24 protein-coding genes and 1 tRNA gene are annotated in these 26,767 nt (G+C 52.1%); 13 read left to right on the top strand and 12 right to left on the bottom strand.

All coding sequences use genetic code 11. The features are described 5' to 3' along the window. Nucleotides 1-150 precede the first annotated feature (150 nt). Entirely contained in the window at nucleotides 151-669 is a 519-nt protein-coding gene (locus OU789_RS16950) for an HGGxSTG domain-containing protein (RefSeq protein ID WP_446719154.1), read from the top strand. On the opposite strand, the gene OU789_RS01425 is transcribed toward OU789_RS16950, so the two are convergent. Together OU789_RS01425 and OU789_RS01430 are read right to left on the bottom strand one after the other, a co-directional pair. After that, entirely contained in the window at nucleotides 596-862 is a 267-nt protein-coding gene (locus OU789_RS01425; protein ID WP_274654538.1) for a hypothetical protein, read from the bottom strand. The genes OU789_RS16950 and OU789_RS01425 overlap by 74 nt on opposite strands. A gap of 12 nt (nucleotides 863-874) precedes the next feature. Next, on the bottom strand, nucleotides 875-1,804 hold the full coding sequence (locus OU789_RS01430; protein ID WP_274652647.1) for a metallophosphoesterase: 930 nt from the start codon (nucleotides 1,802-1,804) through the stop codon (nucleotides 875-877). 539 nt (nucleotides 1,805-2,343) lie between these two features. On the opposite strand from OU789_RS01430, the gene OU789_RS01435 reads away from it, so the two are divergent. The 5 genes from OU789_RS01435 (at nucleotide 2,344) to OU789_RS01455 (ending at nucleotide 10,108) form a co-directional block, all read left to right on the top strand. After that, the gene (locus OU789_RS01435; protein ID WP_274652649.1) at nucleotides 2,344-3,180 is read left to right on the top strand and encodes a hypothetical protein; all 837 of its coding nucleotides are present in this window, start codon (nucleotides 2,344-2,346) and stop codon (nucleotides 3,178-3,180) included. Between the two features lie 357 nt (nucleotides 3,181-3,537). Beyond that, the gene (locus OU789_RS01440) at nucleotides 3,538-5,094 is read left to right on the top strand and encodes a type I restriction-modification system subunit M (RefSeq protein ID WP_274652651.1); all 1,557 of its coding nucleotides are present in this window, start codon (nucleotides 3,538-3,540) and stop codon (nucleotides 5,092-5,094) included. Further along, nucleotides 5,091-6,305 carry a restriction endonuclease subunit S gene (locus OU789_RS01445; RefSeq protein WP_274652653.1) on the top strand — a complete coding sequence of 405 codons (1,215 nt, stop codon included), beginning with the start codon at nucleotides 5,091-5,093 and terminating at the stop codon, nucleotides 6,303-6,305. The genes OU789_RS01440 and OU789_RS01445 overlap by 4 nt, the downstream gene beginning before the upstream one ends. A gap of 9 nt (nucleotides 6,306-6,314) precedes the next feature. Beyond that, nucleotides 6,315-7,232, top strand: coding sequence for a hypothetical protein (locus OU789_RS01450; protein WP_274652655.1), 918 nt, complete (start codon nucleotides 6,315-6,317; stop codon nucleotides 7,230-7,232). Between the two features lie 5 nt (nucleotides 7,233-7,237). Continuing rightward, nucleotides 7,238-10,108, top strand: coding sequence for a type I restriction endonuclease subunit R (locus tag OU789_RS01455; protein WP_274652657.1), 2,871 nt, complete (start codon nucleotides 7,238-7,240; stop codon nucleotides 10,106-10,108). 190 nt (nucleotides 10,109-10,298) lie between these two features. On the opposite strand, the gene OU789_RS01460 is transcribed toward OU789_RS01455, so the two are convergent. After that, nucleotides 10,299-10,388 (bottom strand) — tRNA-Ser (locus OU789_RS01460). An 83-nt stretch (nucleotides 10,389-10,471) separates the two neighbouring features. Beyond that, nucleotides 10,472-11,569: a redox-regulated ATPase YchF gene (gene ychF / locus OU789_RS01465; RefSeq protein WP_274652659.1), complete on the bottom strand. Its 1,098-nt coding sequence runs from the start codon at nucleotides 11,567-11,569 to the stop codon at nucleotides 10,472-10,474. Between the two features lie 143 nt (nucleotides 11,570-11,712). Here ychF and trpA point away from each other — a divergent pair, with 143 nt between their 5' ends. Together trpA and OU789_RS01475 are read left to right on the top strand one after the other, a co-directional pair. Then, complete coding sequence (gene trpA / locus OU789_RS01470) at nucleotides 11,713-12,504, top strand: tryptophan synthase subunit alpha (RefSeq protein WP_263954266.1); 792 nt, start codon at nucleotides 11,713-11,715, stop codon at nucleotides 12,502-12,504. 162 nt (nucleotides 12,505-12,666) lie between these two features. Continuing rightward, nucleotides 12,667-13,830 (top strand): alpha-hydroxy acid oxidase, encoded by a 1,164-nt coding sequence (locus OU789_RS01475; protein WP_263954265.1) that lies wholly within the window; start codon nucleotides 12,667-12,669, stop codon nucleotides 13,828-13,830. Nucleotides 13,831-13,832: 2 nt separating this feature from the next. On the opposite strand, the gene OU789_RS01480 is transcribed toward OU789_RS01475, so the two are convergent. Beyond that, the gene (locus OU789_RS01480; RefSeq protein ID WP_274652663.1) at nucleotides 13,833-14,984 is read right to left on the bottom strand and encodes an MFS transporter; all 1,152 of its coding nucleotides are present in this window, start codon (nucleotides 14,982-14,984) and stop codon (nucleotides 13,833-13,835) included. 154 nt (nucleotides 14,985-15,138) lie between these two features. Here OU789_RS01480 and OU789_RS01485 point away from each other — a divergent pair, with 154 nt between their 5' ends. From OU789_RS01485 to OU789_RS01495, 3 genes are all read left to right on the top strand, one after another. After that, entirely contained in the window at nucleotides 15,139-15,792 is a 654-nt protein-coding gene (locus OU789_RS01485) for a 50S ribosomal protein L25/general stress protein Ctc (RefSeq protein WP_263954263.1), read from the top strand. Nucleotides 15,793-15,928: 136 nt separating this feature from the next. Next, complete coding sequence (locus tag OU789_RS01490) at nucleotides 15,929-16,165, top strand: Lrp/AsnC ligand binding domain-containing protein (protein WP_263954262.1); 237 nt, start codon at nucleotides 15,929-15,931, stop codon at nucleotides 16,163-16,165. 24 nt (nucleotides 16,166-16,189) lie between these two features. Next, nucleotides 16,190-17,326, top strand: coding sequence for an ABC transporter substrate-binding protein (locus OU789_RS01495; RefSeq protein WP_274652665.1), 1,137 nt, complete (start codon nucleotides 16,190-16,192; stop codon nucleotides 17,324-17,326). Nucleotides 17,327-17,377: 51 nt separating this feature from the next. Here OU789_RS01495 and OU789_RS01500 read toward each other — a convergent pair whose 3' ends face one another. The 3 genes from OU789_RS01500 to OU789_RS01510 form a co-directional block, all read right to left on the bottom strand. Further along, nucleotides 17,378-18,079 carry a Crp/Fnr family transcriptional regulator gene (locus OU789_RS01500; protein ID WP_263954260.1) on the bottom strand — a complete coding sequence of 234 codons (702 nt, stop codon included), beginning with the start codon at nucleotides 18,077-18,079 and terminating at the stop codon, nucleotides 17,378-17,380. Nucleotides 18,080-18,140: 61 nt separating this feature from the next. Beyond that, the gene (locus OU789_RS01505; protein WP_274652667.1) at nucleotides 18,141-19,424 is read right to left on the bottom strand and encodes a 3-deoxy-D-manno-octulosonic acid transferase; all 1,284 of its coding nucleotides are present in this window, start codon (nucleotides 19,422-19,424) and stop codon (nucleotides 18,141-18,143) included. 59 nt (nucleotides 19,425-19,483) lie between these two features. Continuing rightward, entirely contained in the window at nucleotides 19,484-20,089 is a 606-nt protein-coding gene (locus tag OU789_RS01510) for an arylesterase (RefSeq protein ID WP_274652669.1), read from the bottom strand. Nucleotides 20,090-20,186: 97 nt separating this feature from the next. Here OU789_RS01510 and OU789_RS01515 point away from each other — a divergent pair, with 97 nt between their 5' ends. Next, complete coding sequence (locus OU789_RS01515) at nucleotides 20,187-20,876, top strand: ABC transporter ATP-binding protein (RefSeq protein ID WP_263954257.1); 690 nt, start codon at nucleotides 20,187-20,189, stop codon at nucleotides 20,874-20,876. Continuing rightward, nucleotides 20,873-23,410, top strand: coding sequence for an ABC transporter permease (locus OU789_RS01520; RefSeq protein WP_274652671.1), 2,538 nt, complete (start codon nucleotides 20,873-20,875; stop codon nucleotides 23,408-23,410). Before OU789_RS01515 ends, OU789_RS01520 begins: the two co-directional genes overlap by 4 nt. Before the next feature lie 65 nt (nucleotides 23,411-23,475). Here the strand turns inward: OU789_RS01520 and OU789_RS01525 are convergent, their stop codons facing one another. From OU789_RS01525 to OU789_RS01540, 4 genes are read right to left on the bottom strand one after another with little or no spacing between them, the layout of a single operon-like run. After that, on the bottom strand, nucleotides 23,476-24,351 hold the full coding sequence (locus OU789_RS01525) for an SMP-30/gluconolactonase/LRE family protein (protein ID WP_274652673.1): 876 nt from the start codon (nucleotides 24,349-24,351) through the stop codon (nucleotides 23,476-23,478). After that, a complete protein-coding gene (locus OU789_RS01530; RefSeq protein WP_274652676.1) occupies nucleotides 24,348-24,965 on the bottom strand; it encodes a 2-dehydro-3-deoxy-6-phosphogalactonate aldolase in 618 nt (205 codons plus the stop codon). Before OU789_RS01530 ends, OU789_RS01525 begins: the two co-directional genes overlap by 4 nt. After that, nucleotides 24,962-25,870 (bottom strand): 2-dehydro-3-deoxygalactonokinase, encoded by a 909-nt coding sequence (locus OU789_RS01535; RefSeq protein WP_263954253.1) that lies wholly within the window; start codon nucleotides 25,868-25,870, stop codon nucleotides 24,962-24,964. Before OU789_RS01535 ends, OU789_RS01530 begins: the two co-directional genes overlap by 4 nt. 2 nt (nucleotides 25,871-25,872) lie before the next feature. Further along, a complete protein-coding gene (locus tag OU789_RS01540) occupies nucleotides 25,873-26,643 on the bottom strand; it encodes an SDR family NAD(P)-dependent oxidoreductase (RefSeq protein WP_263954252.1) in 771 nt (256 codons plus the stop codon). Nucleotides 26,644-26,767 lie beyond the last annotated feature (124 nt).

Raw genomic sequence — 26,767 nt, forward strand, 5'->3', positions numbered from 1 at the left:
GGAGTGTTGACGTCATCAATCCCGAGACATCCTTATTTACCATTGGGGTGATCACCTGCTTAGTGGTTCGAAGGAAACTTGCTTGCTGGATTTCGGGACCGGTATCGCGCGCGCGACATCATGGGGTGTTACAAATATCGGCAATTGTTCATGACGTTTAGGACAATCATCATCCACCCACCATTCTCCGGTGCGGAACTTCGCCGTCACCGAAAAAGAACTGGTCAATCTCAGGCGGAGCTAGCAAAGAGGTCAGGTGTTTCCCGCGACACAGTTCAATACTGGGAAAGGAAACAATTGGTAGACGTTGAGGGCTGGGGGCCAAAACGTATTCTGAATGCACTGTATCTTCGAGTTTGTTTCCGATCAAATTCGCAGTCGCGTACCCAGAATTCCATGGAACTTCGAAATGAGGCTATGGAACGGGCAGTTGTATTCCATCTCCAAGATTTGGACGAAAAACGAAAAGCCCGCCTTTTGCGTCAACGTGTGATTTGCGGCGCAAAAACCCGAACAGGCACTCCTTGCAAACGTAAGAGCGAGGTTGGTCGCCAGCGATGCAGCTTACATGGAGGTAAAAGCACTGGACCGAAAACTACCGAGGGTAGAAAGAGGATCTCTGAAGCGCAGAAAGAACGATGGAGACGCCGCCGAAATAAGATTTCTTAAAATAAAGCTCAACCGTGCCAAGGCCACCCACAAGAGCTTGAGAGACCCTCTGAGCCGCGTCAGAAGGACGTGCGCCGAGGTAGGCATGGCTGAGGTGGTGCGTCACGCGCTGCAGCCATGCAGCATCCTCCTCCGCATCTTCGCGTGGTTGTTGATTTGGGTAATCCCATGGCCCGTCAACAATGTTCGTCACTCGAATACGCCTCTATCGTGAAAACAACTTAATACGGCTCAGTTGTAGGTTTTCCTCTCCGCTTTCAAACAGGTAAGTTGCAAGCGGTCCAGTCGTACCGGCTGAGTAATCCAAGCAGAGTGCATTGTGTGCTTGACGTGTAGGGTCTCCATCCAACCAGTAGTGGCCAAAGAACACGGGCGTAGCAGCTTCACAATAGAATTCGATTGGTGTGCCAACCGGTACTTCGCTCTTCGGTAGAGCTTCTAGATCTGGAACGGAAATTGCAATGTCGCCCCAGTTCTTGTTTCCCTTCGCCCACCATTTTGCACGAACTTTAGTTCGAACCGCTCCATTTTTGTCTGTGAAGGCGTAACCCTCGGGAAGGTCGATTTCTGGCCCTTTGGTCGTGATATCTACCAATGGGAACAATTCGCTGTCTTTGCGACCTGCCTCAATAAATTGCTCCTCCGACAGTACGCCATTTTGTGTGCATGCATTCAGCGATGCAATCTTGCCATCACTCCAACAGGCGTGCACAGCCCGAAACCCATCCAACTCTAGATATAGTGGTAGCGTCTTCATCCATTCCAAAGCACTGTGTGTGTTTACCTCACCAATCGGAAACTCTTTCAGAAAACTCTGGTGTTGCTTAGTGTTTTTATCGGATCGCGCTCGTAGATATTTTCCGTTTTCTGGGTCTCGCGTGTGGAAGTGAATGGCGTTTAGTTCATGGTTCCCCATAACTGCTACAGCCCGACCTGCCTCCATCATGTCACGCACGATCGAAATCACTTCCTTGTTGCTTGGGCCACGATCAATGAAGTCGCCTAGAAATACACACATTCGCGACGGGTCTGAATGCTTCCATGTTGCGCCTCGTTGTCGGTAGCCAAGTTGATCGAGTGCGAATTTCAGTTTGTCTGCCTGCCCATGGATATCTGGTATTATATCGTATCTCATTCAATTCCTTTCCTTGAAGAACTAAACACATAGACTTATCCGCGCGAGTTTGGTTCAACTTCTCGAACTCGAGAAGTCGGATCATTTCCTAGCCATGAAGTGTTCAAGTTTCCTATGCTTCCCAACTGGGCTCGTGTGCTAACGCAAAACCACCGATTTAGAATTCGGTTGGTGACATACGGTAATGTGCCCGATGTGCTCTTCACGATTGGTAGGGAGACGCTGTCTCCGCGAGGTTATTGTAGCGCTCAACGGTCGCAATCAAAAGGAAATAGTGGAGAATAGTTAAAAAATTCTTGGGCAACGTGCATCTATCGAGGCAAGGTTGAGGCTTTGAAAACGCATTAACCAAGCGTGTGTCGGCTTAGGAACGACTGATCAAACATCCAGTAAACATATGGGCAACGTTGCATAAAAAATGACTGCATGCGATGGACAAAAGCTGCTCCCTTGAAGCATGGCACAATCCCGTTAAAATAGGCGCATCTCATTGGGTAAGCACAAATTTCTCCATCTCGCCGTCTACACAAGAGCAAAGCATGACTGACCAGCTACTCGATCTCACCAACGACACAATCTATGAATGCATCTTGGGTGCCGCCGCACCGGCTTTGGAAGAGATGGCTGGAATGGAATTACCCGCGTTCGAAGCAATTCCGGACAATGATGATGACGACCACACGAAGCATCAAGTAAAAGTGTCGTATCTGGAGTCCTACGACGGAGGTGAATTTCAAAATGTATACGTAGAAGGAGCTTTTGATGTTCCCGAAATCCTTCTCAAGGGCATAGCCAGAAATCGAGAAAGCGCTATGAAAGCTTTTCTTGATCAATTCCTTCCCGATTATCGAGCGAAGTTGATGGAATACGAGCTTCAGTTTCAGCTACATGTCTTCGAACGGGAAACTAATAACAATCCCTTCATTCCACTCTGGAAGCGCGACGATGCTTTCACCTGCAAAGCGCAACCAAATTGGGTTTTGATGGACGCCTCTGTAGCAGCAGTAAATGTCGATCTCTTTAAAGTTAATTTCTTATTTCAGGATCATAGAGTATACCGAGCCCCCCCGAAAAGCTCGGATCAAGTCACAGACTACGATATGCGCCACTTACCTTATGCGCTGAGTTGGAGCGAGTACAATCGGGCCATTTCTGACAAGAAAAAATTTAAGGCGTTCATCCGAAACGTTCAACAGACGTTCATTGTCATGTTTTCAGATCTAGAAGAATCTTACTCTCCTTTCATCATAGGTGAACTAGAACGATTGGAGGCAATTGAATCAGAGGATGATGAGGAAGAGAATCCGTTCACTACGGGTGAGCTCTGCATCGACAGCGATGGCCGCGTTCATTTTTCTTCCGACATGGAAAACTAAGCGCCAAGCGGAAGTCACATGCATCTTTTAGACCGATGGTACGAGCGTTCCACCAGCGCCCGCGCAACCCGACGTGAGCAAGCGGGTGTAGCCGGTCAGATCAACTGGACAATCCGAATTAAATTTAGAAGGTGCGGAATGCATAATCAGCCGGCTCTAACTGCTGGGCGTTAAATGGCGCGGATAAGTGGTCCTGAAGTTTTTTAAGCTAGATTTGTGCACCTCCAATCAACAGCAAAATCACTTTGATTTTCGAGAAAGTGGTTTGCACGCCCCAATTCGCTAGAAAGTTTGAAAAGGACTTCCGTTGACGCTGCGCTATCTGCATGAATGTCATAAAACACAAGAGGGCGCTCCATGACCGATGAACAAAAGAAGAAGCTAAAGCAAAAGCTCTGGGACATTGCCAACACACTGCGCGGCAAAATGAATGCGGATGAGTTTCGCGATTACATCCTCGGTTTCATTTTCTACAAGTATCTGTCCGAGCGCCTTTACCTATATGCCAATTCAATTCTTGAGGCTGACGAAATCAACTTCGCCGATATTGATGAGAACACTGACGAAGGTAGAGCTTACCTTGATGCTGTCGCAGAGGCATCGATCGATGAACTAGGGTATTTCCTCAAACCTTCCGAATTATTTAGCGCGATCGCCAAGCGGGGTAGTAAGGCAGGGAACTTCATCATCGAAGATCTCGCTCGTATCCTCAACAATATCGAGCGCTCCACCATGGGAACGGAATCCGAAGACGACTTTGACGACCTCTTCTCTGATATGGACCTGACCTCCAACAAGCTTGGCCGCACCGAGGAGGCTAAGAATACGCTGATTGCCCGCGTCCTCACTCACCTTGATGAAATTGACTTTGAACTTGAGAAGGCCGACAGCGATGTTCTGGGAGACGCCTATGAATACCTGATCGGACAGTTCGCTAGTGGGGCGGGGAAAAAGGCGGGTGAGTTCTATACACCTCAACAGGTCAGCACGGTACTTGCTCGCATCGTTACCACCGGAAAAACACGGATCAAGAATGTCTATGATCCGGCTTGCGGTTCAGGTTCGTTGCTTCTTCGGGTGGCGAAAGAAGCGGAGGTCGAGGACTTCAATGGCCAAGAGTTGAACCGGACCACTTACAACCTCGCGCGCATGAATATGATCTTGCACGGCGTGCATTATCGTAACTTTGACCTCAAGCAAGAAGACACGTTGGAACATCCCCAACACGTTGAGAAACGCTTCGAGGCTGTGGTCGCCAACCCGCCGTTCAGCGCCAAATGGTCGGCTAACCCGCTCCTGCTGAATGATGACCGCTATAGCCAGTACGGACGACTGGCGCCCGCATCTAAGGCGGACTTTGCTTTTGTCCAACACATGCTGCACCAATTGGACGAAAACGGCACAATGGCTGTGATCCTGCCCCATGGCGTGTTGTTTCGACGCGCGGCTGAAGGGCATATCCGAGAATATATTATCAAGGAACGCAATTGGCTCGATGCGGTGATTGGCCTACCTGCGAATATTTTCTACGGAACGCCGATCCCCACTTGTATTCTGGTGTTCAAAAAATGCCGCGAACATCCAGAGGATATCTTGTTCGTAGATGCCTCTACTTGTTTCGAAAAAGCTAAGAACCAGAATTTCTTGCGCCCCAAAGATATCAACAAAATTGTCGATACTTATCGTGGTCGGGTCAAGGAGGATAAATTTTCCCGCCGCGCACCGTTAAGTGAGATCGCAGAAAACGACTATAACCTCAACATCCCGCGCTATGTGGATACCTTTGAAGAAGAAGAGCCGATTGATCTGGCCGCAGTCGCTGCGGAACTCAAGACAAACGCCGCAGGCATGGCCGATCTGGACGCGCAGATCAAAGGGTTTTGTGACGAGCTAGGGATTGAGGCGCCGCTATGAGTATCACGGATACCGCGAGTGGGGCGAAGCGCGTTCCAGCGCTGAGGTTTCCTGAGTTTGAAGGGGAGTGGGGCAAGTATACCGTAGACGATGTACTTCGCAGGGAAGGCGATCCCGTTGAAGTGAACCCCGATGAACTCTACCGGCAAATTGGCGTTCGCTCACATGGACGCGGTCTCTTTCACAAAGATGCGGTGACTGGCGCGGATTTGGGAGGGAAACGCGTGTTTCATGTTGTTCCAAATTCATTAGTAGTGAACATTGTTTTTGCTTGGGAGCAAGCAGTTGCCCTTACCACGGATGCCGAAAAAGGCTTCATAGCGTCGCATCGCTTCCCAATGTATCTTGAGAAAGACGAATTGTCGTTTCTTCCATTCATTAGAGAAATGTTTCTTAGAAAACGGGGTAAGCAACTCCTTGAATTGGCATCACCAGGGGGCGCTGGTCGAAACAAAACATTAGGGCAACAGGAGTTTCTGAAGCTCAAAGTCACGCTTCCTAAACGAGAAGAACAAAAGAAAATCGCGGAATTCTTGGGGGTGGTGGATTCGAAAATCGCGGGGTTGAAAGCGCGGCAAGAGGGGCTGGAACGCTATAAACGCGGATTGATGCAAGCCCTCTTCAGCCAACGCCTCCGCTTCACCAGACCAGACGGCACCGCCTTTCCTGATTGGGAAGAGAAGTTGGTGGGTGATATCTTGTCTCCAAGTAGCGTCAAAGGCTCTCGTGGTGATAAAGCGCGAAAAATTTCAGTGCAACTCTGGGCACGAGGTGTTCGGGAGAGCGGCCGTGCAGGCAGCATCTCAACTCAGTATTATGTCCGCAAGTCAGGCCAGTTTATTTACAGCAAACTCGATTTTCTGAATTGCGCGTTTGCTATCATCCCAGATGAATTCGACGGGTTGGAAAGCACAGTGGACTTGCCCGCCTTTGATATTTCGCCGAAGGCTAACCCTTACTTTTTGTTGAATTACATTATTCGCAGAAGTTTTTACGAAAAATATGGGTCAACCGCTGATGGTAGTCGGAAGGCAAGGCGAATCCAAGAGAACGTCTTTATGGGGTTTCCCATTTTTCTACCCCACCCAGACGAACAACAAAAAATCGCTGGCGCCCTCCAAGCGATGGACGCCAAAATCGCGGCTTTGGCGAGGCAGGTGGCGAAGATGGAAGATTTCAAAAAAGGTCTGCTTCAGCAGATGTTTGTGTGAAGGTGCCGGATGAATATCTTAACTTACAAGAGTAAAAATTTTCCGTCGGCTCCGCCGGATTCTTCAGGATCAATCTCTATCTCATCGGCAAAACTTTGTTGGGCCGCAATTACGATCGGTCGCCCTAACAAAACATCAGTCCGCTCCTTCGGTAAATATTCCACCCATGAGGCATTGTTTCGATGGAATATGGTGCAAGCAGCATTAGATATGCGTGGCACAAGCAGGCAATTTCGTAATTCAGATTTATTCAATGCCCTTGATCCGACCGAAAAAGGAGGAATAAATTTTTACCTTGGAATGATTTTCGCCAAAATTGCAGCTCAAGATCTACTAGAGATACCTTGGTTAGTTCACTATCAATTAATGACCCAAGATTATTCAGTTCCTTTAACTAAAGGAAAGTCATCACCAGATCTTCTTGGTTATTCTCCTAAGTCAAGAAAGTGGAGCGTTTTTGAAGCTAAGGGTAGGGCCAGTGGGTACTCTCAAGACCTTATGGAAAAGGCTAAAGGCCAAGCAAACAACCTGACTACTGTTGATGGGCAGGCGTGTGAACTTTATGTGGGGACCCAGCTTTATCGAAACTCAGCTAAGCAACTTAAATTTGCTTGGGAAGACCCGCCTCCTGACGAGCAAAGCCCGAGGAATTTGAAAAGCAATCGCGATATTTGGACTAACTACTATGCGGCTGCGTATTCTCTCTACAAATTGCAGCAAGAACCTACTCTTCGGCGAAGAGAACCGCTGGGATTTCAGATAAATCTGGCACCTCAGTTATTAGCGCTGCTTGAAGCCTTAAAAGATCCCGATAGCTCGTTTGAGCAAGAGCTACATGAGTTACATAAATGGTCCTCTGAGAATCTTGGTCAAAAATCAGAAGACTGGTTCGGTGACGGAATACAAATCATAATGGAAGAGGAATAGGTTCTTTGGCAGGCTACCAGTCCGAAGCACAGTTAGAAGCTGAACTTGTTACGCGGCTGACGGGGCTAGGATATGCCTCTGTCTCCTTACCAGATATGGATGCGATGCGTGCAAACCTGCGGGCGCAATTGGGTAAGCATAACGGCGTCACACTATCAGACGCCGAATTCGCAAAGGTGCTTAATCACCTCGACAAAGGCAATGTGTTTGAGAAGGCAAAGACGTTGCGCGGGCGGATGCAGTTGACACGCGATGACGGAACACCGTTGTATCTGCAGTTTCTCAACACGCAAGAATGGTGCCAGAACCAGTATCAAGTCACAACGCAAGTCACTGTTACCGGCCACCACAAGACCCGCTTTGATGTGACATTGCTGGTCAATGGGTTGCCGCTTGTGCAGATAGAGTTGAAGCGTCGCGGGGTGGAGTTGAAAGAAGCGTTCAACCAGATCAACCGCTATCAGCGCAACAGCTATTGGTCCGAAAATGCACTGTTCCAATATGTTCAGTTGTTTGTGATCAGCAATGGCGTCAATACCAAGTACTATGCCAACAACCGTAATCAGGACTTCAAGCAGACGTTCTTTTGGGCCAAGGAAGATAACACGCTGGTGACGCAGCTCGACGCGTTCGCGGATGCATTCTTGGAGAAATGCCACGTCAGTAAGATGATCAGCAAGTACATCGTACTGCATGAAAGCGACAAAGTCTTAATGGTATTGCGCCCCTATCAGTATTACGCGGTCGAGGCGATCGACGCACGAGTGAAGGCGGGCCGCAAGAATGGCTATATCTGGCACACTACTGGATCGGGGAAGACACTCACGAGCTTTAAGGCGGCACAGGTTCTAATCGAGAACCCCAAGGTCGATAAGGTGGTGTTTGTCGTCGATCGCGCCGATCTGGATTACCAGACCGCGAAAGAGTTTAATCACTTCTCCGACGGCTCGGTTGATGGCACCGACAACACCAAGGCACTTGTGGGCCAGCTAGGCGGCGACAGGAAGCTGATCGTCACCACGATCCAGAAACTGAACACAGCTATTTCTCGCGATCGTTATGAAGGTTCGCTTGAAGCTGTCAAAGATCAGCGGGTCGTGTTTATCTTTGACGAATGCCACCGGTCACAATTTGGAGATACACACAAACGGATTGTTAAGTTCTTTAGCAAAGCACAAATGTTTGGCTTCACCGGAACACCGATTTTTGCGGACAACGCTGTTGGCAAACGGACAACCAAGGATTTGTTCGCCGAGTGTTTGCATAAGTATGTAATCACTGACGCGATCAGCGACGAAAATGTGCTGCGGTTCTCTGTGGAGTATTGGGGGAAGCTAAAGCGCAAGGATGGAGGGCTGATCGATCAAGAGGTGCCCGCCATCAACGTCAAAGAGTTCTTTGACAACCCAGATCGGATCGATGGGGTCGTAGATTGGATAATCCAGAACCACGATCGTAAGACCCACAACAAACAGTTCAGCGCTATGCTTTGTGTGAGCTCTGTAGACGCATTGATAGCCTATTATGAGGCTTTTAAGCGAAAGAAAGAAGCGGGGGAGCATCACCTTAGGGTCGCGACGATTTTTACCTATGGCCCGAACGAGGCCGATCCAGATGCCGACGGTTTGATTGGCGATCCAAACCTAAACGTCGCAGATCTCCCAGTGGATGTGCATAAACGGGACAAGCTTGAAACCTTTGTGGCTGACTACAACGCAATGTATCAAACAAAGGAATCCGTTAAGGATAGCGCGGGGTTCTATACGTATTACAACCACCTCAGCAAAAGGTTGAAGGATCGCGATCGCAAAGATGCACTGGACAAAGATCGTCTCGACATTCTGCTAGTCGTCAATATGTTCCTAACGGGGTTCGACGCTAAAAAACTCAACACGCTCTACGTCGACAAGAACCTTAAGTATCACGGGTTGATTCAAGCTTTTTCTCGCACGAACCGAACACTGGGACAATTGAAGTCACAAGGGAACATCGTGTGTTTCAGGAATCTCAAGCCCAACACCGATCAGGCTATTACTCTGTTCTCCAACAAAGAGGCCGTCGAGACGATCTTGATGGCCCCTTATGAAGACTACGTTGATCAGTTCAACACGGCCGTTAAGGTGCTTCTCAGGATCGCCTCAGAACCAGCTTCGGTAGATGGGTTAATTAGCGAAGATGACCAGCTGCTGTTCGTACGAGCCTTTCGCGATTTGATGCGGCTACGAAATGTGCTGCTGAGTTTTACGGAATATGACGCAAATGATTTGAATATAGATCCTCAGACTTTCGAGGATTTTAAGAGCAAGTATCTAGATATTTTTGAAAAGACAAAGTCGGATACAGGTGGGGATTCCGTTTCCATTGTCGATGAGGTTGACTTTGAATTGGAGCTTATCCAGCGCGATGAAATTAACGTTGCCTATATTCTAGGGTTGCTGGCCGAAGCTCTCGCTGATCAAGACAGCCTCGACCCTAAAACCCGCGATGCATCCGTTGCCAAAAGGAAAATGGCAATGGACTTGCTTGGATCGGAAAGGCACCTTCGTAGCAAGCGTGAACTCATTGAAAAATTCATTGAACAGCATATGACGGGGACTTCCGAAAAACCGCTCAACGAGACATTCAATGATTTTTGGGATGAAGAGAAAAACAAAGCGATATCTGAGGTATGTGCTCAGGAGGGTATAGAGTCAGAAGCTTTCAGAAAAATGATTGAGCAATACCATTTCTCCGGTAAGCAGCCCTTGCAGGGTACAATAGTGGACGCCTTGGAAGAAAAGCCTAAGATTCTGGAACGCAAGAAAATCGTGGAGCGTATTACTCAAAAATTGCTCGATCTTATATCCAAATTTGATGAGGGCATCGGAAGCGTGTAAAAAATCGGTCTTGAAAATTGGCTGGTTCGCTAAATGTGACGTTTGCCGTATTGAAGGCTGGATTGGGACTGCACTTCAGGGTTGTCGTAACCGCTAGTATTCAATCGCAACCAATCACAATTTTCTTGGCGGGTTTTTAGGCGGGCAAGATCATTGGAGCCACATTTTTTGCAATAAAATCAGTGTATAGTGGCGGAGACGAAGGGATTCGAACCCTCGAGACCCTTCCGGGCCTACTCCCTTAGCAGGGGAGCGCCTTCGACCACTCGGCCACGTCTCCGCTGACCCGTCTATCAGCGGCGCATAGGGGGAAACAAGCGCAAAAACGCGTTTGCGGGCATTTTTTTGCGCTTGTTGGGGATGTCAGGTATTGAAGAGGAAATGCATCACATCGCCGTCCTTTACGGCGTAGGATTTTCCTTCTGCTCGCATCTTGCCTGCTTCTTTTGCACCGGCCTCGCCGCCGAGTTCGACATAGTCTTCATAAGCGATTGTTTCGGCGCGGATGAAGCCCTTTTCAAAGTCACCGTGGATTACTCCTGCGGCTTTCGGAGCAAGCGCTCCGGCAGGAAAAGTCCATGCGCGGGCTTCTTTGGGGCCGACGGTGAAGTAGGTCTTGAGATCAAGAAGAGTGTAGCCAGCGCGAATGAGGCGATCCAAGCCAGCTTCGTCGAGGCCCATTTCGGAGAGGAACATTTCGGCTTCTTCGTCCTCGAGCTGGCTGATTTCTTCTTCGATCGCGGCGGAAATGATCACGTGCGCGGCGCCCTGCGCATCAGCCATTTCAGCGACTTTGGCAGAAAAAGCATTACCTTCTGCTGCTGCGGATTCTTCGACGTTGCAGACATAAAGGATCGGCTTAGAGGTCAGTAGTTGAAGGAGCGACCATGCGCGAGCGTCTTCTTCGTCAACTTCAACCGTGCGCGCAGGCTTACCATTTTCGAGCGCTTCGAGGGCAGCTTTAAGCAGTCTTTCCTGCTGAACGGCTTCTTTGTCGCCGCCGCGAACTTTGCGCGATAGGCCCTGAAGACGTTTCTCGATGCTTTCCATATCGGCAAGCATGAGTTCGGTTTCGATGGTTTCTGCGTCCTCAACGGGGTCAACGCGGCCGTCAACGTGCGTGATGTCTCCATCTTCGAAGCAGCGAAGAACATGGGCAATCGCATCGCATTCACGGATGTTGGCAAGGAACTGATTGCCGAGCCCTTCGCCCTTGCTTGCACCCTTTACGAGGCCAGCGATGTCGACGAATGTCATACGTGTGGGGATGATCTGTTTTGAGCCAGCAATTGCCGCGAGCTTGTCAAGGCGCGCATCCGGTACGGCGACTTCGCCGACGTTCGGTTCAATGGTGCAGAACGGAAAGTTTGCGGCCTGTGCAGCAGCGGTTTTGGTAAGTGCGTTGAACAGAGTGGATTTGCCTACATTCGGCAAACCGACGATACCCATTTTGAAACCCATGAAACTCTCCGGTGGCAGTTGATTGGACGCATGTAGTGGCGCAGAGGGGGCAAGGTCAAGCGGGGCATTGATTTCCGGCCTGTTTTCGCGCAAAACGCTTGGGAAATACTGTGCCGCACTATGGCCCGCGCGAAGGAATGACCATGACAAGAATTGATGCCAAGTTTTCAGAGCTGCGTGCGGCGAATAAAAAGGCGTTTGTGGCCTATGTTATGGCGGGTGACCCAGATTACGAAACGTCTCTTGAGATTGTTAAGGGCTTGCCAAAAGCAGGCGTTGACGTGATCGAGCTTGGGCTGCCTTTTACAGATCCGATGGCGGATGGCTCTACAATTCAACTTGCAGGACAGCGCGCGTTGGATGGCGGCATGACACTGGCGAAAACGCTTGAGTTGGCTGCGGAGTTTCGCAAGACAGATACAACAACGCCGATTGTACTGATGGGGTATTATAACCCGATCTATAGCCGGGGCGTGGATGCGTTTCTTGAGGACGCTAAGGCAGCAGGTATAGACGGGATGATTGTTGTCGACCTTCCGCCAGAAGAGGATACAGAGCTTTGTATTCCCGCGCAAAATGCAGGGATGAATTTTATTCGTCTGGCAACACCAACAACCGATGATAAGCGCCTTCCCAAAGTGCTCCAGAATACCTCCGGATTTGTTTACTATGTTTCGGTTACCGGAACGACGGGTGCCGCCGAAGCAGAGGCGGGTGACGTGGGGCCGGAAGTGGCGCGGATTAAATCGCAAACCGAACTTCCTGTGATCGTTGGTTTCGGTATCAACACACCAGAGAAGGCCGAGAATATTGCCAAGACAGCAGATGGGTGTGTCGTTGGTTCCGCGATTGTAGGCCAAATCGGCGCGGGTAAATCTGCGGATGACGTTCTTGAGTTTGTGGCCAAGTTGGCGGAGGGCGCGCACCGCGCCTGAAAACTTTCAAACTGTAGAATTTGAGGGCGGCTCCGGTTGGGGCCGCCTTTTTTGTTTGCTGAAACGCGCCTGTTCGCCCTGCGGTACAGATTCATGTTGCAATGCTCGGAAATGGCGATATTGGTAAACGAAAGTTACCAATATTGACGAAAGTGCTCTGAAATGCCCGTTATTACCTGCATCGATGATCTGAAGCGCCTGCACAAACGGCACTCGCCTAAAATGTTCTATGACTATTGTGAAAGCGGAAGCTGGACCGAGCAGACATTCCGCGAGAACACGAGTGATTTCGAGAAAATCCGTCTGCGGCAGCGTGTTGCGGTCAATATGGAAGGGCGTACGACCAAGACCCAGATGATTGGGCAGGATGTTGCAATGCCGGTGGCTCTGGCGCCAGTTGGCTCAACTGGGATGCAGCGCGCAGATGGCGAAATCAAAGCCGCTCGCGCCGCAGAGAAATTCGGGGTTCCATACACTCTATCTACTATGTCGATTTGTTCGATTGAGGATGTGGCCGAAGCAACGAGCACGCCTTTCTGGTTCCAGCTATATGTGATGCGGGATGCAGAGTTTGTGTCTGGTCTTATCGCACGGGCGAAAGCGGCAAACTGCTCAGCACTTGTGTTGACGCTCGACCTCCAGCTTTTGGGGCAGCGACACAAAGACCTGAAAAACGGCCTCACAGCGCCGCCCAAGTTTACACCGCAAACAGCGCTTGATCTATCGCGCCGTTGGAAGTGGGGCCTTGAGATGATGGGAACAAAGCGCCGCACGTTCCGCAATATCGTCGGCCATGCCAAAGGTGTGGAGAATCTCGGTTCGCTGTCGCGCTGGGCGGATGAGCAATTTGATCCGCGTATGAACTGGGATTGGGTCAAACGCCTTAAGGACGAATGGGGCGGCAAACTGATCCTCAAGGGCATTTTGGATGCAGACGACGCACGTATGGCGCTTGAAGTGGGTGCTGATGCGATCGTTGTGTCAAACCACGGAGGCCGTCAGCTTGACGGCGCGCTGTCTTCAATCCGGATGCTTCCGGCAATTCTCGATGCTGTTGGTGATAAGGTTGAGGTGCATCTTGATAGTGGTATCCGCTCGGGTCAAGACGTCCTGAAAGCAATCGCTATGGGAGCAAAGGGCACTTTCATCGGTCGCGCCTATATTTATGGGCTTGGTGCGATGGGCGAAGAGGGCGTGACTAAGTCGCTCGAAGTGATCCACAAAGAGTTGGACTACACAATGGCGCTCTGTGGCCACCGCGATATCAACAACGTTGATCGCGACATCCTGCTTGTACCGAAAAACTTTGGCGGCGAGTGGGAATAGCCTCAGTCAATTCGTGGGTCGCGCCGGAGCAGCATAAGAAGCACCGGCACGGCCGCGAGAACGAGCGCCACGAATACAAATGAGGCGGGTAGCCCAATGAGTTCGGCAAGGAAGCCGACAACGGGCGGCCCGACAAAGAAACCAAGATAGCCGATGACTGCAACGCGCGAGATAGCAAGCGAGCGGATGTCATCCGGTACACGTCGGCCAACAAGTGCAAAGACCATTGGCCCGATCACCGAAACACCTAGCCCCAGCGCGCCAAAGCCGACATAAGCAACCATCGGGGTAGGGGCTGCGGCCGCAATGAGTGCGCCGGATGCTGCCAGCAGCGAAGACCAAAATACGACCGTTGCTTCTCTGAACCATTGAACGAGCGCTTGCCCAGAGAGACGGCCAATTGCCATGGTGATGCCAAGCATCGCAGGGCCAAGCGCGCCCTCTGCCGCGCCGCCGCCAAGACTGCGTTCGATGTGTAGTGCGGACCACCCTTCGACTGCGTTCTCGGAAAGAAATGCCGCAAATACAATCAGACCGCCCCAGAAGACTGCCCCGCCGAGCGCAGGTTTTCCCGTTGGGGTACTGACGTTTTCTACGCCAAAATCTTCACGCGGCTCACTCATGAATAGGCAAGAGGTGCCTATGACCGCGAATGCAATCAAACTGGTCGTCGAGATTCCGGTCCCTGAATCCCGAAGCAACCCCGCGCTAATGGCCGCGGTTGCATAGGCCACAGAGAAAAGCCCGTGGTTGAGATTCATGAGCGATGTGTTGTTACGGTTCTCAATGTTTGAAAGACGCGCGTTCATGACCACATCAAGCAACCCAGACGCGGCACCCACGAAGAAAAGCGCTGCCGCAAAGGCTTGGGGAGATTCGAGGCGTACGGGAATCTGATAGGCCAACGCCAGAAAGAGCGCAGCAATCGGAAGCCCAAACCTTCCAGACGCCCGATCAAACCTTGGCGCAAGCCACATGGCGGTTACTGCACCAATGGCTCCGAAGAGCAGGACAGTTCCAAAGGTTGCATCAGTTGCGCCAATCTGAGCTTTGATCGCGGGGGCGTAGGCGGCAAAGCTGCCCCAAACGATACCCTGTGCCATAAAGCCAAGCGCGGTATGTCGGGAAAGATAGAGAGAATGGGTCCAGTTCATATGCATCGCGTTCGCATGGAAAAATTGGCAACGCAAGTCCCAAAGACAGAGAGCGTCAAAAAAGACTTTTCAATTGCGAGATTCTCACATATACGCGCGACTTCATCGAGCCTTACACCCTTGGAGGAAGGCTCTCTAACTTAGGAGAATCAATATGGCTGGCCAAATTCCAGACCTAGAAGTTACGGTTCGTACGGGGACAGGCAAGGGGGCCGCTCGTCAAGCACGCCGTGATGGACTCGTTCCAGGTATCGTTTACGGCGGTGGCGAAGATCCGCAACCCATCAACGTTCCTTACAACGTACTTTATAAAAAGCTGAAAGAAGGTCGCTTTCTTTCGACACTGTTCAACCTGAAAGTTGAAGGCCAAGAGGACGTCCGCGTTATCTGCCGGAACGTTCAGCGTCACACAGTGAAAGACCTTCCAACGCACCTCGACCTGATGCGCCTCAAGCGTACCAGCAAGATCGCGCTCTTTATCCACGTTGAATTCATCAACGAAGAAGAGTGCCCAGGCCTCAAGCACGGCGGCGTTCTGAACGCAGTTCGTCCTGAAGTCGAGCTGACTGTTACTGCTGGCGATATTCCTGAAAGCATCACAGTTGATCTTACTGGTCTTGAAGTTGGTGACACTGTCACAATCAACGACATCAAGCTTCCAGAAGGTGCGAAGCCGACAATCGACCGTGACTTCGTTATTGCAAACATCTCTGCTCCATCGAGCCTCCGTTCTTCCGACAATGAAGAAGAGGAGACAGAAGGCGAAGAGGCAGAAGCCACAGAAGAAGCAGCAGCAACAGAAGAGTAATCTTCTCTTTCTACTGTATGATTTACGAAACGCGGGGCCTTGGCCTCGCGTTTTGCGTTTGGGGGTGGATAAAATTCTGACCGTTGCGCATAGTGCGGTCTGAACCACTGATATTGCACAACTTGGGGGTGCCGATATGACCTGCGTATTTGTTCAGATCCGCTGCAAGCCGGGAACAACCTATACTGTCGCAAATGAAATCACACTGCGCGAAATCCATTCCGAGCTTTATTCCACGAGCGGGGACTATGACCTTCTGATGAAGCTTTACATTCCAGAAGGGCAGGACGTGGGTAAGTTCATCAATGATAATCTCCTCAATATTGAGGGGATCGAGCGCTCGCTAACGACGCTGACTTTCAAAGCATTCTAAGAAAAACAAACGAGGGAGACTACAATGGGGATTCTGAAGAACTGTGCCGTCGCGCTGGGCGCGCTGGCAATTGGAGCAACGGCAAATGCCGAGCCACTTAAAGTTGGGATGATTACCACACTTTCCGGCGGTGGTGCTGGACTCGGGCTTGATGTGCGAGATGGGTTCATGCTGGCGGTAAAACAGGCCGGCTCCGACATGGAAGTTGTGATCGAGGACGACCAGCGCAAACCTGATGTGGCCGTTCAGCTTGCCGATAAGATGATCCAATCCGAGAAGGTAGATGTTCTGACTGGCATCATTTGGTCTAACCTCGCTATGGCGGTTGTGCCGAGCGCTGTTGCGCAGGACAAATTCTATCTGTCGCCCAACGCGGGCCCTTCCGCGCTTGCTGGCAAAGGCTGTCACAAGAACTATTTCAACGTGGCATGGCAGAACGACAACCTGCATGAAGCTGCGGGGGCTGCTGCGAATGAAGCAGGCTACAAGAGCAGCTTTATTCTCGCGCCAAATTATCCTGCGGGCAAAGACGCGCTTACTGGTTACAAGCGGTTCTTCGAAGGTGATGTCACCGACGAGCTTTACACCAAGCTTGGCCAAACAGATTACGCCGCAGAGATCGCGCAAATCCGCGCCTCCGGAGCCGAGAACGTCTATTTCTTCCTGCCTGGTGGTATGGGGATTTCCTTCCTCAAACAGTACGCGGATTCCGGCGTTGATATTCCTGTAATCGGCCCTGCGTTCAGCTTCGACCAAGGGATTTTGCAAGCGGTTGGCCCTGCGGCATTGGGTGTGACCAACACATCTCAGTGGAGCAAAGATATCGACAACGAAGCCAACGCGGCATTTGTCGCAAGTTTCCAAGAAGAGTACGGCCGTCTGCCGTCTCTCTATGCTAGCCAAGGGTTTGATACTGCAAATCTTCTGATCAGTGCTGCGGCCAAGGCCGATGTAGCGGACCAGGACGCGTTCCGCGCTGCTTTGAAAGAAGCCGATTTTGCATCGGTACGTGGTGACTTTGCTTTCGGGCCAAACCACCACCCGATTCAGGATATCTATGTGCGTGAAGTTGTTCAGGAAGACGACGTGTTCACAAACAAGATCATCGGTGTCGGCCTAAGCGATCACGCTGATGCTTATGCTGCTGAATGTAAGATGTAGGCCGCTTTAAACGAAATTACCAAAGGCTCCGTGCGTAAGTGCGGGGCCTTTTTATTTGCTCCAAGCCTCTGCTGGGTCGCGTTCGGCATATTCGGCAAGGTCTTCGGTATCGGCAATTACAGCATGGTTCCGCTGAATGGTGACGCCGATGGCGCGAAGCTTTGCGAAGGCTCGTGACAAGCTTTCGGGCTTCATTCCGAGGCGCCCCGCAATGAGTGCCTTGTCGTAAGGGAGCGTGACCGAACATTCCCCGATGTGATCTTTCGGGCAAAGGGTCAATAGAAACTCGGCAACCCGCTGTGCGCCGGTTTGGGCTTTGAGTTGTTCGATCTGCGAAACCAGCCCATGCAGATGCGCAAAGGTCGCTGCCAAAATAGCCGTGCAAACCTCGGGCCGCGCTTGCATCAATTCTAGAAGCTTGCTGGCGCTCACCTGAACAACAACAGCATCCGTCACGGCCTCTGCGCTAACCGGATATTGATCGCCCTTGAACGCAACGGCCTCTCCAAAGCTGCTTCCTTGCGTAAACACGCCCACAACGGCCTCTGAACCGTTTGGCGTGACGCGGAAGAGCTTTACCCAGCCTTCGATCACAACGAAAATGCTCGACGCAACATCGCCATGCGAGAAAATCATTTGCCCGTGTTTAAAGCGGCGGGTCTTTGTTTCGCTCAGAATCTCGTTTGCCAGATCATCAGGGATGCTCGAAAGCAAAAGTGATTCACGTGCGATTGTACGGTGTTCTTCTTGCATGGAGCTGTTTCTTTGATGTTGGAGCGCGCGTTGTAGGTTGGGCAATTGAGATACTGGTCAATCAAGCAACTGGCAAGGCAGAAAGAATATGATCACGCGGGACGGTTAGGGCGGACTTGGCGTTCGTCATCGCCATTTCACCAGCGGATTGGTAGGGCGCGCGCCACGTTGGGTCCTGCGCGTTGATCACGGCTGAAGCCAACTCTCGCTCTGTTTCGATTTTGATTGTTGCGCCGTTTCCGTGAAGCGTGTCGTAAATATAAGTGAAGTCGCTATACTCCGGCCCGTGAATGACCACAGAGCCGAGTGTGATCGCTTCATAAGGGTTTTTCCCCGGCAATGGCGCGCCAACAGAAGGTAACGAATGGCCGATGAAACTTACCGGTGATAGGCGGAAGAATAACCCGAGTTCGCCGAGCGTGTCGGCGATATAGACTTCTGTATCAGGCTGAATTGCTTCGCCCTTGCTTCGCTGCGCGATGCGAGAGAAATAACCAAGGCACTTTGCGCGGGTTTGTTCACTGTCTTTCGGATGACGAGGCGCGATCACCAAAAGTAAATCCGGAAGGGTTTCCCGCGCAATTTGGTGCGCTTCAAAAATACGATCTTCTTCGCTGTGATGTGTTGATGCCGCGAGCCAATATGGCCGGTTGCCAATTGCTTCTCCCAGCTTCTGGCGTTCCTGCTCGTTGTCCGGCAGTGGTTCGGAAGCTACCTTTAGCGGTCCTGTGACGATTGTTTTCTCCGGTGCGGAACCAAGAGTAATAAAGTTCGCGCGCGAGACTTCCTCCTGACAAAGGATCATGTCGAACATCGAAACCAAAGTGCGATATAGACCTCGGCCAAAACGGCGCTTGTGAATGCTTCGATCACTCATGCGCGCGTTAATGAGGAACATGGATACGCTCGATTTATGCGTTTCCCAGAGTAGGCAGGGCCACATATCCAATTCCGAGAACACGGCAAGATCAGGCTGCCAATGCGCCAAGAATTTTCTAACCGCAGAAGTAGTATCTGCTGGTTGATATTGATGGATGACGCGCGGCGGCAGATCGATCTTGGCAAGCATATCCGCGGAGGTTCGTGTGTTCGTTGTTAACACAAAGCTAACGTCTGGCCGCGCTTTACCGAGCTCTTTGAGGAGAGTAAGCAATGACAAGCTTTCGCCGACACTTACGCCATGAACCCAGACGACAGGGCCAGCAGGTCGCGTAGCGAGGTTATCGCCCAATTTCTCGGTCATGCGGGCGGGGTCTTCTTTCCCCATTTTCAGCCGCTTGCGGAGGATCATGCGCCAGAGAGGCGCATTCAGCGCAGCAAACCCGAGATATAGGCGCAACAACACGTGATCTTCCTCTTACAGCGTTTTCAGAATGTAGCGCCAAGACAGGCGGGATTAAACATCTATTCGCCTGTTCGTACCTGTTCCGCAAGCTCGATGATTTTCGGCGCAAGTTCCTCGGCGATGAGTGCAACGCCGTCCTTGTTCGGGTGGATCGCGTCACCTTGCATATATTTGCGAAGCGCAGCTGGGTCGGTTAACTCATCTCGGAACGCCGCGAAGATATCCGGATATAGCAGCACGCCTGTTTCCTGAGCAAGTTCGGGATATATCGCGTCAAATTCTGCCTTAAATTCCGGGCCGAAGTTGTTGCTGCTCTCGATGCCGACAAGAAGCAGCGGTAACCCTTTGGCCTGAACCCGTTCGATGATTTGAAGAAGGTTCTCGCGGCTCTGTTTCGGGTCGATCCCGCGCATGAGATCATTGCCACCAAGCGCAACAATCATGGCGTCGGTTTCGGGCGTCATTGTCCAGTCGATTCGCGAAAGTCCACCTGCTGTTGTATCTCCGGAAACGCCCGCGTTGATAAGGACCACATCCGCGTTTGCATCGTCCAACTCGCGTTGAAGCTGGGATACCAGCCCCTCTTCAGCGGGGAGGCCATATCCATGCGTTAGGCTATCTCCGAGGGCGGCGATTGTGACGGTTTGCGCTGAAACTGATTGCACAGTTGCAACCAACGAAAATGTTATGCCGAATAAGACGTTGCGAGCCGACAATGCCGCCCCATATAGAATTGATACGCCTTGAACAGGGAAAAGATTAATGGCCGACACGGTACTCTCGCTTTCTGATGTAACGCTCTCGCTTTCGGGGAACGTCGGAGTAGTGGATATTCTGAAGGGGATTTCTCTTGATGTCACCCGTTCTGAGACTTTGGCATTGGTTGGGCCGTCGGGTTCGGGGAAGTCCTCGTTGCTTATGGTCATGGGTGGCCTTGAGCAGGCCAGTTCGGGGCGTGTCCTTGCATTGGGGCAAGACCTCTCAGTCATGAATGAAGATGCCCTTGCGCGGTTCCGCAGGCATCATATGGGCGTCGTGTTTCAGTCTTTCCACCTCATTCCGACAATGACCGCGCTTGAAAACGTCGCCACGCCGCTTGAACTCGCCGGAGATCGAGACGCGTTTGACAAGGCACGTGCCGAATTGGAACAGGTTGGGCTTGGGGCGCGTGTTGGTCACTATCCGGCGCAACTCTCTGGCGGGGAACAACAGCGCGTTGCACTTGCCCGCGCCGCGGCACCGAGACCAGAGATTTTACTCGCGGATGAACCAACCGGAAACCTTGATGGAGAGAACGGTGCTGCGATTATGGACTTGCTGATGGGGCTGCGCGATCGGCACGGCGCGACGCTCGTGATGGTCACGCATTCCAACACTTTGGCGGCGAAATGTGATCGTGTGGTACGATTGGTTGATGGGCGTTTGGCCGAACTTGCCGAGGCGGCCCAGTGAAACTGTGGAGCCAACTGACGCAATCCGCCCGCATTGCTCGCCGCGAATTGCGTGGTGGTATCGCGGGTTTTCGGGTCTTTCTCCTGTGCCTTGCGCTTGGGGTTGCCGCGATTGCGGCCGTTGGCTCTGTGCGCGAGGCGCTTCAGCAAGGACTGGAAAACGAGGGCGCAGCTATTCTAGGTGGCGATGCGGAGCTGACCTTTACATACAGATTTGCAGATGATGCAGAGCGTGCATGGATGGAAGACACGGCGCTGGCAGTGTCGGAGATTGCAGATTTCCGCTCCATGGCCGTTAAAGGCAGTGGAGATGACGCAGAGCGTGGCTTGACGCAGATAAAGGCGGTTGATGGGCTCTATCCGTTATACGGAGATGTGGGGTTGTCTGGTATAACATTGTCAGACGCCTTCTCTGATGAAAACGGAACACCTGGCGCGGCAATGGATCAAATTTTGGCCGATCGGCTGGGGCTTGCGTTAGGAGACAGTTTTTCACTTGGCCTTCAGGAGTTTCGGCTCGGTGCGATCCTTGAGAAAGAACCAGACAGCGCGGGTATGGGATTTGGGTTAGGGCCGCGTACGATTGTGTTGAAAGAAGACCTTTCCGAAAGCGGTTTGCTTGCACCGGGAACGCTTTTTGAAACGAAATACCGACTAAAACTTCCAGAGGGTTCTGACCTTGAGGCCCTGAAGAAGGAGGCGCTCGACCTTTTCGGTGATAACGGCGCAAGGTGGCGCGACATGCGAAACGGCGCGCCGGGAATTTCGCGGTTCGTTGATCGGATCGGAGCCTTTCTTGTGCTGGTCGGGATCGCTGGTCTTGCAGTCGGCGGTGTGGGGGTCTCTGCTGCGGTGCGCGCCTATCTTGAGAAAAAGACAGAAGTTATCGCTATCCTGAAAACGCTCGGCGCTGAGCGGCGCGTGATCTTCGGAGCCTATGTCATTCAGATCGGGATACTGTCTATCGTTGGTGTTTTGATCGGCCTTGTTCTTGGCGCTGTGCTGCCGCTTGCTGTTGCACCAATACTGGAAGCCCGCTTGCCAATTCCGGCAGTTGTACAGGTGCATTGGGGTGCGCTTGCAGAGGCGGCGATCTATGGCGTGCTGGCCGCAAGCTTGTTCACGCTCTGGCCATTGGCGCGGTCCGAGAAAATCCGTGCGGCTGCTTTGTTCCGCGAAGTTTCTGGCGGCCCGAGTGGATGGCCGAGGCCCGTTTATATCGTCATCACAGCAGGTATCCTTGCTGCTCTGATCGGTGCAGCTGCATATTTTTCAGGTGTTCCGAAACTGGCGATTTGGGCGGCTGTTGGCGTGACTGGGGCGTTGGTCCTTTTAGCTATTTGCGCAGCAGGAGTGCGGGTATTTGCCCGTCATTCTGCGAGGTTTGCTCATGGGAGAAGCGCGCTGCGGCTCGCGCTTTCTGCCATCGGTGCGCCGGGTGGGTCAGCGACATCCGTGGTCCTTTCGCTCGGACTTGGCTTGTCTGTTTTGGCGTCGGTCGGCCAAATCGACGCGAACCTGAGAGATGCAATCGCACGGGACCTTCCAGAGATCGCGCCGAGCTATTTCTTTGTAGATATCCAACCCGACCAGATCGACCCTTTCCGAGACCAAACGCTTAGTACGACTGGCGTAGACAACATTCAAACCGCACCGATGCTGCGCGGTATTATCACCAAAATTAATGGCCAACCCGCGCGAGATGTGGCCGGTGAACATTGGGTGCTCCGCGGAGATCGCGGCGTCACATATGCGGACGCCCCACCAGAGAACTCAGCAATTGTTAAGGGGGATTGGTGGTCGGAAAACTATTCGGGGCCGCCCCTTGTAAGCTTCTCTCAAGTCGAGGGCGAAGAAATGGGGCTGAAGCTAGGAGATACGCTGACGGTCAATATTCTTGGCCGCGATCTAACGGTCGAGATTGCCAGTTTCCGTGCGGTCGATTTCTCCGACATAAGCATGAACTTCATCATGATTTTCAACCCAACTGCACTCGCAGGCGCACCCCACAGTCATATCGCAACCGTTTATGCTGAGGAATCCGCAGAGGCAGGATTGGTGCGGGAGATTTCTAAAGAGTTCCCAAATGTAACGGCCATTCGTGTTCGAGATGCCATTGATCGTGTGTCAGAGGCGCTTGGCTCGATCGCGACGGCAACATCCCTCGGTGCCGCTGCGACGCTGATAACAGGATTTGTGGTCTTGATCGGTGCCGCCGCAGCAGGGGAGTCTGCTCGCGTGTTTGAAGCTGCGGTTTTACGAACTCTTGGCGCTTCACGGGCAACGGTTCTGACAAGTTTTGCGCTGCGTTCTGCTGTTCTTGGTGCTGCTGCTGGCGGAGTTGCCATTCTTGCGGGAGGCATTGCAGGTTGGGCCGTGATGACGTTCGTAATGGAGACCGACTTTAGTTTTGATATCCCATCTGCTCTCGGGATTGTCTTTGGCGGTGCACTGATCACGCTTCTTGCAGGGTTGCTCTTTGCGTGGCGGCCACTTTCTGCGCGGCCCGCTCAGGTCTTGCGCGCAAAAGAATAGCGCGCCAACAAAAAAGGCCCGAAGCAATGAATGCCTCGAGCCTATGGAATCGGGTTTGGCGCTATCTACGGAAGTTTAACTTGGTGCTCCGCTTGGCCCTTGCCGGCATTGCGCGAAATGAAGGTCGAGCCTGCCAGTGGCTCTTTTGCAAGTGCTTCATCTGACAGCAAGACACGAGCTGTTGTGACCAACAAGTCTGTCAGGTCTTTCCCGCCGAATGCAGGGCAGGAGGTCTGGCTCGCATCAGGAACCGCGATGGTTTCGAGCAAAACGCCTTCAGGGCTGTAACACGCAACGCGGTTCGCGCCCCATTGTGCATTCCAAAGGCAACCGCGAGAGTCGACGACAGCGCCGTCAGCGCCAAAATCTTCATTGGTGAAATCGAGCCATACTTCGCTTGGGCCCGTTGGCCAGCCGTTTTCTTGGTTAAGCTTCTGGCGGCGGATAACCTTTTCGGCGGTGTCGCAGAAATAGGCAAACTTACCGTCTGGAGAGAAACAGATCGCGTTGCTGATGGTGATCTCTGGGAAGATACAGCGCACTTCGCCTTTGTAGTAGCGATAGATTGCGCCCGCATTCGGCTCTGCGTCATAGCCCATCGTGCCAATCCAAAAGCCACCGAACGGATCAGCGCGGCCATCATTGGATCGTGTGATTTCGTTGTCGGCTTCGATCTGTGCGAGTGTTTCACCCTTTTCGCCTTTGTCGACATCAAAGAGGAAGAGCGAGGTTTCGCTTGCGATTAGGAGAGTGGAGTGGTCAACCCAGCCAGCAGCAGAGACGCATTCGTCAAACTCCCACTCGAGGGGGCCAGTCTCATCTTTGGAGTAGAGCTTCTTTTCAAGAATGTCGAACCAGAAGAATTGCTCGCGCTTTGGATGCCAAAGCGGCCCTTCGCCAAGCGTGCATTGACGATCATCAAAAAGCGTTGCGTGTGTCATTTGCTTACCTCCTCAAGCGCTTTGTCGTACCCTTCGGCGGTTTCGACAGCGCGTTTATAGACTTCCTCGGCGGTATAGCCGGGTTGATATAGTTTTGTTCCCATCCCGAACCCTTGGGCGCCCGCAGCGAGCATCTCGGCAAAGTTCGCGGGCCCAACACCGCCGACCATATAAATCGGCGTCTCGGCAGGGAGAACGGCGCGGATGGCTTTCAATCCTGCGCTGCCAAGCAAGAACGATGGGAAGATCTTAAGGCCATCAGAGCCAGCTTGTAGTGCGGCGAAACATTCTGTTGGTGTGAGTACACCAGGGAAACTCTGGAGGCCGCGCGCTTTGGATGCGCGAATTACATCGACATCCATGTTCGGCGATACGATGAGCTTACCGCCAGCATCGGCAACAGCGTTTACGTCATCAACAGTGAGCACAGTTCCTGCGCCGATTAGAGCTTTGTCGCCAAACTTCTTTGCCATTGCACTGATGCTATCAAACGGCGAGGGCGAGTTCAGCGGCACTTCGATACGGTCAATCCCGCCTTCGATGAGTGCTGCTGTTATGTCGGTTGCTTCGTCTGGTTTGACGCCACGGATGATGGCGATGATAGGACGGCTCATGAAGAGGTCTCCTTTAGGGTAAGGTAGGCGGCGGCCAAGCCAGCGAGCGTAAGGTTCTCGGCATCCGGACAGCGCGGCGCGCACCCTTGTAGCTCCAATGCGCGAGAATAAAGGCCAGACAGCGTGTCAGCCCCTATAATCGCGATATCCATGCCGAGCCAATAGGGGCGGGCTGCTGCGATTTCTGCGCCGATCAACAAGCCCGACAAGCGCGCGCGAGCTTCTGCATTTCCAAGATCGTGCAAAAGAGAGTCCGCACGCAGGGAAAATAGTCGGCCAGCGAGTTTCTCAGGATGCGAGATAGCGTCATTGATTGCGGTTTCAAATGTTTCGTCGTTCCACGCCTTGCCCGCGACCGAGTGGCGCAAAACGGAGTGATTGCTTAGGCAAGCAAAGAGTTCACCCGACATAAAGGTCTGAAAACTCACGACCTCCTTTGCAGATATCCGAGCCCATTTGGTATGCGTGCCAGGTAAACAGACCACGCCGTCGAAATCTGGCTCTGCGGCGATGAAGCCAGCGATTTGGGTTTCTTCGCCGCGCATAACGTCAGCGGGCTTCATCTGGCTTAAACCCGAAAGCAGGTGAACGTCCAATCTGCTATCATGTGTCTCGACTTTCGTCGTTTTGCCATCAAAAGGAAGGCAGGGAACCTCGGCATAAGGCGCTTCTTTCCAGCCTTGCCGTGCGCCGACCATGCCGCAGGCTACAACCGTTGTTTGCGCTGAAAGCCACGGTTCTACCAATTCAAGAAGCGCGGGTTCAAACTCATCTTTTGCAAGCGATCCCATGCCTTTGGCAGAGCCGTTCTCTGCTATGATTTTGCCTGCATTAGTCATGGCCCAAGCGCGAACGTGCGAGGTGCCCCAATCAACGGCGATCCAGTCTGGTTGTTCAGAAGTCATGATTAACCTGTCACCACCACGCCGCCGTCAATCACCATCATCTGGCCAGTCATCATTTTGCTGCTGTCAGAGGCCAAGAACAAAATGCCGCCAGAGATATCTTCGGGAACCAGTTTGTCTTTGAGGCACTGCAACTCAAGGTGTTTTGCCACGCCTTCTGGCGTTGCCCATTTGTCCAGTTGTTTTTGGGTGAAGACCCAGCCTGGAGCCAAGGCGTTTACACGAATACGGTCTGGCCCGAATTCGCGAGCGAGGCTGCGCGAGAGGCCGTTGATTCCCGAGTTTGCGGTTGTGTAGGCCGGAAAGCCCCCGGCTCCCATCATGTAGGAGATGGATGAGAAGTTGATGATGCTGCCGCCGCCAGCCTCTTGCATGCCTGGAATGACGGCCTGACACGCGAAGAAGTAGGGCTTGAGGTTGATCGATTGCGACCAATCCCAAAACTCCTCGTCTGTTTCGAGAGTTGCATGACGTTGGTCGTTGGCGGCATTGTTAACCAGAACCGTCACTGGGCCATGGGCGTCTGATGCTTTTGCAATCGATGATTTCAGCGCCGCAATGTCGGTGATGTCAGTTGGGATAAAAAGCGGACGGTTGCCTGTTTCCTTTTCCATCTCGTCGCAGAAAGCCGTCGCGTCGGAGCGCTGCACGAATGCAACCTTTGCCCCTTGCAGCAAGAACGCCTTGGTAAGTTCGGCGCCGATGCCCGAACCGCCGCCAGTAATGAATACGGATTTCCCTTTGAGGTCAGGGTAGACAGGTTGTGTTGTCATTGTTCTTCCCGTGAGATATTTTTGGTCCCAATATTTGGAACTAAATTTCATATATTGAAACTATACTGGGTTTTAGGGTATGAATGCAATAGTTTCGTCTGAGAATGGCGAAGACTAAGTGGAG

This window comes from Halocynthiibacter sp. C4 (assembly GCF_028823805.1).
Taxonomy (GTDB): domain Bacteria; phylum Pseudomonadota; class Alphaproteobacteria; order Rhodobacterales; family Rhodobacteraceae; genus Falsihalocynthiibacter; species Falsihalocynthiibacter halioticoli.

Bases quoted from the DNA above. Each gene is read 5' to 3' on its own strand.
- OU789_RS16950 (WP_446719154.1), top strand. From the start codon at position 151: ATGACGTTTAGGACAATCATCATCCACCCACCATTCTCCGGTGCGGAA.
- OU789_RS01430 (WP_274652647.1), bottom strand. From the start codon at position 1,804: ATGAGATACGATATAATACCAGATATCCATGGGCAGGCAGACAAACTG.
- OU789_RS01435 (WP_274652649.1), top strand. From the start codon at position 2,344: ATGACTGACCAGCTACTCGATCTCACCAACGACACAATCTATGAATGC.
- OU789_RS01440 (WP_274652651.1), top strand. From the start codon at position 3,538: ATGACCGATGAACAAAAGAAGAAGCTAAAGCAAAAGCTCTGGGACATT.
- OU789_RS01445 (WP_274652653.1), top strand. From the start codon at position 5,091: ATGAGTATCACGGATACCGCGAGTGGGGCGAAGCGCGTTCCAGCGCTG.
- OU789_RS01450 (WP_274652655.1), top strand. From the start codon at position 6,315: ATGAATATCTTAACTTACAAGAGTAAAAATTTTCCGTCGGCTCCGCCG.
- ychF (WP_274652659.1), bottom strand. From the start codon at position 11,569: ATGGGTTTCAAAATGGGTATCGTCGGTTTGCCGAATGTAGGCAAATCC.
- trpA (WP_263954266.1), top strand. From the start codon at position 11,713: ATGACAAGAATTGATGCCAAGTTTTCAGAGCTGCGTGCGGCGAATAAA.
- OU789_RS01475 (WP_263954265.1), top strand. From the start codon at position 12,667: ATGCCCGTTATTACCTGCATCGATGATCTGAAGCGCCTGCACAAACGG.
- OU789_RS01480 (WP_274652663.1), bottom strand. From the start codon at position 14,984: ATGAACTGGACCCATTCTCTCTATCTTTCCCGACATACCGCGCTTGGC.
- OU789_RS01485 (WP_263954263.1), top strand. From the start codon at position 15,139: ATGGCTGGCCAAATTCCAGACCTAGAAGTTACGGTTCGTACGGGGACA.
- OU789_RS01490 (WP_263954262.1), top strand. From the start codon at position 15,929: ATGACCTGCGTATTTGTTCAGATCCGCTGCAAGCCGGGAACAACCTAT.
- OU789_RS01495 (WP_274652665.1), top strand. From the start codon at position 16,190: ATGGGGATTCTGAAGAACTGTGCCGTCGCGCTGGGCGCGCTGGCAATT.
- OU789_RS01500 (WP_263954260.1), bottom strand. From the start codon at position 18,079: ATGCAAGAAGAACACCGTACAATCGCACGTGAATCACTTTTGCTTTCG.
- OU789_RS01515 (WP_263954257.1), top strand. From the start codon at position 20,187: ATGGCCGACACGGTACTCTCGCTTTCTGATGTAACGCTCTCGCTTTCG.
- OU789_RS01525 (WP_274652673.1), bottom strand. From the start codon at position 24,351: ATGACACACGCAACGCTTTTTGATGATCGTCAATGCACGCTTGGCGAA.
- OU789_RS01530 (WP_274652676.1), bottom strand. From the start codon at position 24,965: ATGAGCCGTCCTATCATCGCCATCATCCGTGGCGTCAAACCAGACGAA.
- OU789_RS01535 (WP_263954253.1), bottom strand. From the start codon at position 25,870: ATGACTTCTGAACAACCAGACTGGATCGCCGTTGATTGGGGCACCTCG.
- OU789_RS01540 (WP_263954252.1), bottom strand. From the start codon at position 26,643: ATGACAACACAACCTGTCTACCCTGACCTCAAAGGGAAATCCGTATTC.